Source organism: Desulfocicer niacini, assembly GCF_054657595.1.
In genome coordinates this window covers 1-9,978 of sequence record NZ_BAAHYK010000085.1, presented here as the reverse complement: position 1 = coordinate 9,978, position 9,978 = coordinate 1, and the positions used below count along the sequence as shown (strand labels likewise).

8 protein-coding genes are annotated in these 9,978 nt (G+C 47.3%); 3 read left to right on the top strand and 5 right to left on the bottom strand.

Annotated elements, in window-relative coordinates; translation table 11 throughout:
- Nucleotides 1-220 precede the first annotated feature (220 nt).
- The 3 genes from ACYQ2M_RS23970 to ACYQ2M_RS23960 all read left to right on the top strand — a co-directional run bounded on the left by ACYQ2M_RS23970 (nt 221) and on the right by ACYQ2M_RS23960 (nt 2,666).
- Entirely contained in the window at nt 221-1,519 is a 1,299-nt protein-coding gene (locus ACYQ2M_RS23970) for a DUF2325 domain-containing protein (RefSeq protein ID WP_459918927.1), read from the top strand.
- A gap of 623 nt (nt 1,520-2,142) precedes the next feature.
- A complete protein-coding gene (locus tag ACYQ2M_RS23965; RefSeq protein ID WP_459918926.1) occupies nt 2,143-2,337 on the top strand; it encodes a hypothetical protein in 195 nt (64 codons plus the stop codon).
- Between the two features lie 38 nt (nt 2,338-2,375).
- Nucleotides 2,376-2,666, top strand: a complete 291-nt coding sequence (locus ACYQ2M_RS23960) for a hypothetical protein (protein ID WP_459918925.1) — start codon at nt 2,376-2,378, stop codon at nt 2,664-2,666.
- Nucleotides 2,667-2,695: 29 nt separating this feature from the next.
- Here the strand turns inward: ACYQ2M_RS23960 and ACYQ2M_RS23955 are convergent, their stop codons facing one another.
- From ACYQ2M_RS23955 to ACYQ2M_RS23935, 5 genes are all read right to left on the bottom strand, one after another.
- On the bottom strand, nt 2,696-3,445 hold the full coding sequence (locus tag ACYQ2M_RS23955) for a hypothetical protein (RefSeq protein ID WP_459918924.1): 750 nt from the start codon (nt 3,443-3,445) through the stop codon (nt 2,696-2,698).
- Nucleotides 3,446-3,740: 295 nt separating this feature from the next.
- Complete coding sequence (locus ACYQ2M_RS23950) at nt 3,741-5,843, bottom strand: heavy metal translocating P-type ATPase (RefSeq protein ID WP_459918923.1); 2,103 nt, start codon at nt 5,841-5,843, stop codon at nt 3,741-3,743.
- 68 nt (nt 5,844-5,911) lie between these two features.
- A complete protein-coding gene (locus tag ACYQ2M_RS23945; RefSeq protein ID WP_459918922.1) occupies nt 5,912-8,161 on the bottom strand; it encodes a heavy metal translocating P-type ATPase in 2,250 nt (749 codons plus the stop codon).
- A gap of 280 nt (nt 8,162-8,441) precedes the next feature.
- Nucleotides 8,442-8,876, bottom strand: a complete 435-nt coding sequence (locus tag ACYQ2M_RS23940) for a hypothetical protein (RefSeq protein WP_459918921.1) — start codon at nt 8,874-8,876, stop codon at nt 8,442-8,444.
- 25 nt (nt 8,877-8,901) lie between these two features.
- The gene (locus tag ACYQ2M_RS23935) at nt 8,902-9,813 is read right to left on the bottom strand and encodes a hypothetical protein (RefSeq protein WP_459918920.1); all 912 of its coding nucleotides are present in this window, start codon (nt 9,811-9,813) and stop codon (nt 8,902-8,904) included.
- Between the last annotated feature and the right edge of the window lie 165 nt (nt 9,814-9,978).

The following is a 9,978-nucleotide window of genomic DNA, read 5'->3' as shown; positions in this document are numbered from 1 at the left end:
GGCAGATTTTATGTTGATCTTATTCTGTCCCACAACGAAGCATGAAAGAGTGTTAGGCTCATCTACTCTTTCATATAAAAAAGTAATTTAGATTAAATAAACAACCGTCTATCGGAAAATAACGGGATTAGGCGGTTTTTTTAGCGGTTACAAGTTAGAAATATCAAACAATAATAGCCTATGTTAATCGTTAATAACGATTAACAATCAGGGAGACACAATGCATGAATTCAGCGTATCCAGCAGGATAACAGATAAAATTAATTACCAATTGCATATTGATCATAACAAATACCCGGAAAGGATAAGATTTTGGGATATCGAGACATGTTTTACCTGTCCCATTGTCGGGATGTGTTTGACGGTGGCGGAGCAAAAGCAGATCCTAAAAAAAACTGATTTTCCGCTGAAAAAGACCAGTCTTTACGAGATCCATGAAGCCTTGGTGGCTTGCGGGGACAGTGATAACAAAATATCTCGCCGAGTGGACAGCCTTCTTGAGAGAAAATTTATGAAGGCAGCAGCCCCGCTTTTCGAACTTGATGACAAGGCTTTTATGGATCATTTTAAAAAAAAACTTAAAACCGGCGATTATTTGATTTCTTTTTGGGCTGCTGTGGTTAATCCTAAATTATCATTGAAGTCAAAGCGAAAGGTTTTTGGTGAAATTCATATGTCCATGCACTGGGGGGGAGAAGAAAGCCGAAAAGCGAAACAACATGTCATCCGCTTGAATGGTCTCATTGACAAAATGAACGGTGAGATTAAGGAAGGGAAGGCTCTCCGACGCTCATTACAAAAAAAGAATAATAATATGGCAAAGGAAATTGCCCTTCTGAAGCAAGAGAATGAATTACTCCGAAAAGATAATGATGATCTTATGGGGAAATTGCAGAACCACCAAGGTAGAACAGAAATAACAACCCTTCAAAGGGAAAATCGAAACCTGGAAAAATCCTTGAAACATGCATTGAAACCCAGCAAAGAGGCCAAAGCCCGCTTACATGCCTTGCATGATCTACGGGACCAGCTCTCTATTGAGTTGAGGTTGCAAAAAAAACACACAGAACAGATCATCCGGGAGGCCCGTAATCTGATTGGTCATTTTGTTGGTTCCAATCAAGGCGGTTGCATGGAGTCCGGCCAATGCGTTTGTGACGCATCCTGTCCGGCGTTTGATCTATGTGAAAAACGGATATTGATCGTGGGGGGTATTGCCCGGATGGAATCTCTTTACCGGGAGGTTATTGAAGGAAGTGGTGGGGTATTTGATTACCATGACGGTTATATGAAAAAAGGGTCTAAGCCCCTGGAGGATCGCATGAAACGTGCTGATATGGTGTTATGTCCGGTGAATTGCAATAGTCATGCTGCGTGTACTGTGGTTAAAAAATTGGGTAAAAAGCATAAAAAAAATGTTCATATGCTTCATAATTACAGCGTGAGTGCCATTTCTCAGGTACTCAAGGATGCCACGGCATATGGGGATGAAAAGGTGGTGGGGACCTTTGGGTATTAATAATAAGGCAAGCTCCAGGCGTCCTTACTCTTGAAGTACAGCCACAAAAGGGAGGCAGCCCAGAATTGTAAGGCTCCTTCCTGAAAATACTCTGGTCAAGATTGCAATGCCTACACTTTAAGTTTGCAGGGTGAATGTAACTTGCATCAGTCTATTAAGATAATAGCAACCAATGTAACTTGCATCAGCCTATTAAGAGAATGGCAACCAATGTAACTTATATTGTTCTTTGTGAGTTGAAAATTTTTTTATATTTTATCTTGACAATTAACTTCTATGATTTTAAAATTTGAAGTGAAATAAGATATCTATGATAGAGATGTCTTGCTGTTGAACAAACAGTATTTGTATGACGACTGGAATAAATGTATATTTTTTTACTGTTGTTATTTGGTCTATTTTTAAATATTTTATACAAGGAGGTGCCTGATGATGTGTGCTCCATTTTTAGCATCCCCGGTGGGATGGGTAATTTTGGGCGTTGGCGGATACGCTCTCTACAAAATTGGAAAAAACAAGGGAGAAAAGAAAGCCAATTCCGCTCCCTCAGCTCAGACAGAGGTCCCGGAAGTGAAAACGAAAGATGCCGGGAAATAACAAGGCATTTGATAAGGAGATAACGTATGGCTTTCCCCCTTCTTTTAAGTCCCTTGGGATGGCTGGCTCTTGGAGCCGGCGGCTATGTCTGCTATAAGCTTGGTCGGAAAAAAGGTGAAGATGAAAGGGCCGCTGCTGAGATCACTGCAGTACCTGAGACGGATGCCGATGCTGAAAAAACGGCAAAGGCCCCGGTGAACGAGAAATCAAATGAAAAATAATAAAACTAAACGTTAAAACTGTATGAAGGAGATAAGTTATGACTTTCCCAGTTGTTCCCCTTGCAACAAGCAGAGCCATTGGATGGGCTGTTGTCGGCGTTGCCGGTGTTGTTACCTACAAGGCAGGTAAAAAAGCGGGGTTGAAAAATTCCGATGATATCACTGACATAATTGAAAAGCCCGGTTTGGCTGATCGAGCATTGAAAGGCGCTATGAAAGCCTTTTACAGAACCCATAAAACCGTTGGTTCCGCACTTTCAAAAAGCGGTGAAAAAATGTCTACCATGTGGGAAGAGGTCAAGGCTGAAGAAACCCGGGCCAAAGCATAGTCTTAATGGCCAGCTTGTTATTTTATCTTTCAATCTTCCGGTGGAGAATGCGTTTCCGTTTCGCTTTTGACAATTATGGCCCTGGCCTGCTCTGGTGACATATGGAGGCGCAATCCCCCCGGACTTGAAATGCTCACCGGTTTATTTCTTGGTGCATGTAACACCTGGCTTTGTTCAATTGCCTCCAGGCACAGCTCCACACCAGGGAAAACACCGTGGGTTTCCAAATGATTGCAAACCTTGGGACTGCCCATTATTTCCAATACTTCAAAGGGGCTGTTCTGCCGGGCAAAATAGAATTGCATATCCACAGAATCATTGCCATGGCCCCAGATCCTGGCCGCCTCTCCTTCTGATAATCGGGTTCGCTCTGTTTTATTTACCAGTGTGACATAATCCATATGAGGCAGGGATCGCAAAAAAATGATCCTTCCTTTTTCTTTAAACCCCAATTTTTGTAGAAATGAGCGCATATGACGTCCTCCTCGGTTAAATAGTTCGATATGGCCCTCGTCCTTTTTGTTCATTTCTGCCAGTGGTAGTTTCTTGCCGGAATCGAGCTGAACATAAATTTTGGTTGCAAGGCCTGCTGGAATGATTTTATCTCCTTTGCTTCCCCTCACCCGGACCGGATGATAACGAAACTCTTTGTTGTGCCGAATCACATTGGATCCCACAAAAAGACCCACTCGTTTGAGCCATTCTTCCACCTTGGGGTGGGTCACCTGTACTAAGACAAGATTGGTGTTGACCTCTGCATCGATTAAAGATGAATACATAATCTACCTGTTTGTTTTTTTTTATTTGAAAAGGCAACCTCCGAGGCAACCTCAGCAGAGCCGCCCCCCCGATGGGCAATAGGAACCGGACAATTGAGCTGTCTACAGTTCCGGTCCGGGCCCATTGCCGTCGGGGGGGGCGGCGGTATAATACCATTTGACTCCGCGTCTACGACCCAATATTCGTTGTGTCCGCTAGGACATGTGGGTTATATGAAATACTCCGCAAATCAGGGGCGTATTTCAAGCTTTGTTGTGGGCAGAACGAGATCAAAATAAGGTCTGCCCGTGGCAGTTATATTGATGGTTCGGGATCTGGGGATTTTTTTTCTCTCATCCCGGCATAACTCAATATGCCCACAGTACTGGTATTGTGCAACAACGCTGCGGTTAATGCTTGAATTAACCCCAGAGAGGCTAATACCAGAAAAGCGGAATTGAGAGCTACGGCCGAGACAAAGGATTGATGGATTGTTTCCTGACATCTGAGGGCGATCTGGCGACCGATCAAAAGGCAATTCAAGTTTTCCTTGAGAAGGATCACCTGTGCCGATTCTTTGGCCAGATCCGCCCCCGACGGCAGACAGATTCCCACATGGGCCGAGATAAGAGCCGGGGCATCGTTTACCCCGTCGCCGGTAAATCCAATGCAGGCCCCTTCTTGTTTCAGGCGTGCCACTATCTTGGCTTTATCTTCGGGTTTTAATTCCGCATGTACTTCATCCACGGCAGGAAGTTGGGCTGCCAAGGCACTGGCCGTAACGGTGGAATCCCCGGTGAGAATTATGATTTTCCGGATTCCCGTCTCTTTCATGGCATTGAGCACCTGGTTTGCTTCGGGCCGGAGTTCATCCCTCAAACCAATTACACCCAGCAGATCATCATCGCAGGCAACATATAATAAGCTTTTTCCTTCATTTTGAAGTGAAATAATCGCGTCGTTGATCCCACTGCAATCAATCATTTCATCCTCTTCAATGAAATGACGGCTGCCCACCAGGATATTTTTTCCGTTAATGTACGCGGAAACACCATGGGCCACAATAAAGTCCACTTGGCTGCTGGCGATCATTTTAAGTCCTCTTTTTTTGGCCGCATGGACCACGGCATCAGCCACTGGATGAGAGTAATGCTCCTCGGCTGAAGCCGCAAGGGTTAATAATTCTTCCTGCCCCACACCGTTGAGGGTCACAAGATCCGTTACGCTCAATTGCCCCTTTGTCAATGTTCCGGTTTTATCAAATACCAGGGTGTCGATACGGGCAAGGGCGTCCATGGCCTGGGCTCCCTTGAGTAAAACCCCGTTTTGTGCAGCTGTGTACATGGCCACACGAACAGCCACCGGGCTTGAGAGCTTGATGACGCAGGAGTAGTCCACTGTCAGTACTCCGGCTGCCTTTGCCGCATCCAGGGTCAGGCCGTAGATCCCAAGCCCCAGGCCCAGGGTGACGGGCACCAGTTTATCCGCCAGCTCATCACTTTTTTTCTGGGATTCGGAATCATAGCGAAGGGAATTTTCAAGGAATTTGGAAATTCGGGCCACAGAGGTTTCTGAGCCCACATGGGTGGCTTTAAAGATAACTTTGCCCTCTTCCACCACAGATCCTGAAATCACCTTGCTTCCCGGGGAAACATGAACCGGTATCGATTCACCTGTTACTGAGCTCTGGTTGAGCAGGGCATCCCCTGCAACCACCTCACCATCCAGGGGAATCATTTCTCCTGGGCCGCATACCACCCGATCGCCGATTTGGGCATCGTTCAGGGGAATTTCCAATTCTTGACCTTTTATTTCCACCCATATGGTCTCTTTATTTGGTTTAAGAAGGCTTTTAAGAAGTCCCGTGGTTCTCTCTTCACTGAGGGTTTCCAGATATTCTCCAAGGGAGAGCAGAAGGATGATCATGCTGGTGGCAAAGAAATCCCGACGTATCAAAGTAAAGGTTATGGCAGCTGCATCCAGCACTTCAACTTTTAGTGTACGGTTCCAAAGGGCGGTCATACCTTCCATGATCACGGGAACCGCAAGAATCAAGGCAATGGGTGCCGCTGCAACCTTGGGAAAAAAAAGACATGATACTGCCAGAGTGCCTTTCCCCACCAAGGAAAGCAGGGATGGAGGTGTTTTTCGGTCATTTTGACCATTGAGAACATCTTTTGGAAGGTTGGATACGCAGTTGAGGATGGAACTTCTGGTCTGTGGTTGCCCATCATAAATAAACACCACAGAGGCTGCTTTAAAGTTGGGCCTGACTTGATCCACTCCGGGGATGGTCTCCATCACCGCTTCAAAATAATCAGGATCCAGAAATTTGCTTTTGAGATAGCGCGCTTTAATCCGTATACGATGATCCAGTTCATTGGCAATGAGAATTTTATGTTTTGTCATGGTTGACATGGAAAAGCATACTCCTTAAAGTAAAAACCCTTTTCGTACGGTGTTTGGAACAATGAGTCTTTTTGTATCTAAGCTTGAATGATCTGATGGGCATTGCCGGTCGACTTGGCCGCATTACTCACCGCATAGACTGTGGTCAGGTTGTGCAGCAGGGCACCTGCAATGGGGGAAATGATTCCCAAGGTCATCATGAAAAGGGTGGCGGCATTGCACCCGATGGCAATGGTGTAGCTTTCTCGAATGGTATCCAGAGTTTCTCGCCCCAGCGCAAGGCTGGTGGCCACATGGCCGATACCACCCTGCTGCAAAACAATATCTGCCACTTCCATGGTGACATCAACCCCGCCTTCTCCCACGGCAAAACTTAAATCAGACAGGGCAAAGGCAGGCGTGTCATTGATGCCGTCCCCCACAACGGCAATGCGTTCACCAGGATGGGTCTTTTTCCGGTGGGCGATCCAGTCGGCTTTTCCTTCAGGGGACATTCCCCACTGCACCTCATCAAATCCCAGGAGCCCCTTAAGATCTGCACATCCAGATCGGGTATCGCCGCTCAACATGGCAGTATATTTCACCCCGGCTGCACGAATACGGGCCATGGTTTCCTTGGAGGCATCCTCCCTGATCATATTGCCTACCTCTATGCGACCAATTAGCCGGGAATCTGCCGCCACAAATATCACGCTTGCGTCTCGATAATGTTCCTGTTTTTTTTCTTGGTTGGAATATTCCGGGAAAAAATTATTTATTTTGCCCCTGTCCAGGGTATCCAAAGCTTCTGAATGGGGATCTGGTTTTTTGCCCATATCCATTGTTTCAATTTCGGAAGAGGGGGCTGTATCAAGAATGCCGCAGGCTTCCATTAGTCGATGGCTGCCCACAAGAAGCGTCTGTTTTCCCACCGTGCCCCTGGCCCCTTTGCCCATGATCAACTGCCTGTTATCACAGGGAAGCAATTGGATGTTTTGTTCATGGGCCGCCTGGACCACTGCATGTCCCAAAGGGTGACGGGAAGTGTGTAAAAGGGATGCAGTCAGCTTTAAAATAGTTTCTTTTTTGTAGCGTTTATCAACGGGCTCAATGGCGGTCACCGTGGATCGAGATCGTGTCAGGGTTCCCGTCTTATCCACAACCAGTACGTCAACGCGGCCTGCCATCTCAACATGGGATCCTCCTTTTATCAAAATTCCCCGGGATGCGGCATTGCCCATGGCAACGGAGACTGCAACCGCTGTGGAGAGCCTCAGGGAACAGGGACAGGTGATCATGATGACGGTCATGGCCTGGAGAAAGTTACCGGTGACCAGGAAAGTGGCTGCCGCAAGAATTAGAGAGACCGGTACCATGGCCTGGGAGATTCCCAGAGAGAGACGTCCCAGCTCTCCTGTGTCTGTTTCTGCAGATTCAATGAGCCGGATAATTGCGGCCAGCCGGGTTTTTTCTCCGGTTTTTTCCACCCGGACATGGATTCCTCCTTCAATTATCACCGTACCGGCCAGTACGGCATCTCCGGGATATTTTGCCAGAGGCAGTCCCTCTCCGGTCATGGCTGACTCGTCAATGAGGGCATCTCCTTTGACCACCATACCATCCACAGAGAGCAGATCCCCCTGGTTCAATGCAATAATATCCCCTGGTTGCAACCCTTCCAATGGTACCTCTATTTCGGTTCCATTCATCACCTTCCAGGTATGGGCTACCTTTCCGGTGAGCATTTCCCGGATTGTCTGACGGGTTCGCTCCTTGATGCGGGTTTCCATCCAGCCGGAAAAATTAAAAAGCCATGTCACCACCAGGGCAGAAACAATGTTGCCGGTGAACAGGGCCAGATAGACCAGAATCGTGGATATCATGCCCATATCCACCTTGCCGGTGGCCTTTAAGTTGTCCATTGCCTGTCTCTGGATGGGAAAAGCCAGCCAGAATGCAGCAATAAAAGGAAGAGATACGATTCGATCGATGACGCTCGGGGCCAGGGGGATGGGGAGGAAAATTCGCCTTGCCATTAAATAGAGGATGTAAAGGCCGGAAAGAATCAGGGTTTTTCCCGAAACATGGTAGCCGTCCCGGTCCTTTTCCCCAGCCAATGGGGGGGACAGATCGAGGTTGGAATGGGAGCTTTTCCCTTTTTGTTTTTTTCCTTTCCCGCTCGTTTCCATGTAGGTGGAAAAATCATTTTCCAAATCAGACAACAACTGATCAATAAGGATACCTCGCTTTGGATGGATCAGGATTATTGATCCTGATTTGGGGCGAACTTCCACATGGGTCACGCCATGCAAGGGGAGAAGATATTGCTCCACCTTTTTGCAGAGCAAAGGGACTCCTTTTAATTCGGGTATCCGTATACGGGTGCGATGAAAAATGTTTTGTTTTATTTCAAAAGTGAATGCCATGAAAGGTTTAGGCCCTTATGTCCTTGATTGGTTGAATCATTATCCAGGTATGAGTAAATATTCGGTCAGCACCTCCTTTTCACCTGTTTGGGGTCTGCTCACATATCATTAGTATGCTACGCAGCCCCAAACTGACAAATATGGGTATTGTCCAAATATTTATATAACTAAACCAAATAGATATATTCAATGCATCAATGGTTTAAATTCCGGCATCTTCCGCATCCACTTCCGCTTTGGCATCCTCATATTTTTCTTTTAGCTCCTCGATACCACTGGAGGTGGCCGTCATCATTTTGGTTATTCCTTTCATCACTGTTCTCTGCACGGTTTCGCTGGTGACCAGCAATGTTATGCCGGCACCCAGGAGTGCGCCTTTCCAGAATGTGGATGAAGCAACATCAAGTCCCAGAAAAGATGTTGTGGGCGCGGCATTAACTGGAACAGGTGGTGCGGCTTGAGTGGATTGTAATGTCGGCTGGGGCTGTGTTGTATAGTAGGGTTGCTGTACATATACGGTTTGGGGTTGTTGGGGAGGTTGCTGTGTTGGATACACTTGCTGGGAGTGTTGCACAGGTTGTTGTGTTTGATACTCTTGCTGGGACTGTGAAGCCATTTGTTCATCATAGGTACTCATAAAAATGTTTCCTTTAAAAATGTTTTTATTTTGTTTCTTCTTGGGGTACGTCTGTAGATTGAGTCTTCGTCGATTGTTTTGCAGAGTTGTTTTCCTTCCCATCCCCTGTGGCAGCGGCTGCAGTGGCACCACCTCCCATAATAGCTCCCAGGGTTTTTCCCATGGCCCCTTTGATGGTTTCGCTGGTCAGCAGTACGGTTGCCGCAGCCCCCACAAGGGCACCTTTCCAGAATTGATCATCCTGCGCGGTGGTGGTGTAGAGGGTTTTCAGCACATCACCCACCGAGGCATCTCCTTCGGCAAATTCCCCCACCGCTGTCATTACCTGACCATAATTCGGCGGGGGGGCTTGCTGGGGTTGTTCTGGTGCAACAACTGTTTCCGAAGCAGATTGCTGAACATAAGCGTTTTTTGGGGGAAGGGGGGGCTGTTGCTGCATGACAGGCGGCGTGTGGCTATAGTAAAGTTGTCCCGTGGCCGGGTCCATGAAGGTGTAAACTGGCTGTTGAATCGGGTTTTGATTGTACATTTGCCCAGAAGATGCAACGTTCTGCTGTGCATGGGGTTGCTGTTGATAGATGGTTTGGGGTTGAGCAGCGGGATTGAGCAAGGTTTCCCGGTGAGCCGTTTCCGGTGGCCTGGCCGGCGTGACCTGTGCATATTGCTCCGGTTCTGTCTGGCGGGGGGGATTACCCGAGTTTTGTGACAATGTTGCCTGGCCCGTCAAAGCCGACTGGGGCGGCATCGGATTAATATAAGTGTCTTGTGGCAGATTGTTTTGCTCCGTCTGTTGCATGGCCGCCGGTGCACCCGGGTTAGCCTGGCTCATTTGCTGGGAGTTAATTTGCGTGTGCTCTTCTGGAACTGGCTGCTGATACGCTGGTTCAGCCGATCTTGATTCATTGAGGCCGATTTGGCCAGGATTATGTTCTTCCATCCACACCTCCTGAATATAAAGGGATTTTTTTTATAAGAAAGAGTAGATAAGCCTAACACTCTTTCATACTTCGTTGTGGGCAAGCCGAGATCAGAATACGGTCTGCCCGTGGCAGTCATATGAAAAGGTAGCCTTCAAATCTACCTCAGCAGAGCCCCTCCCCCG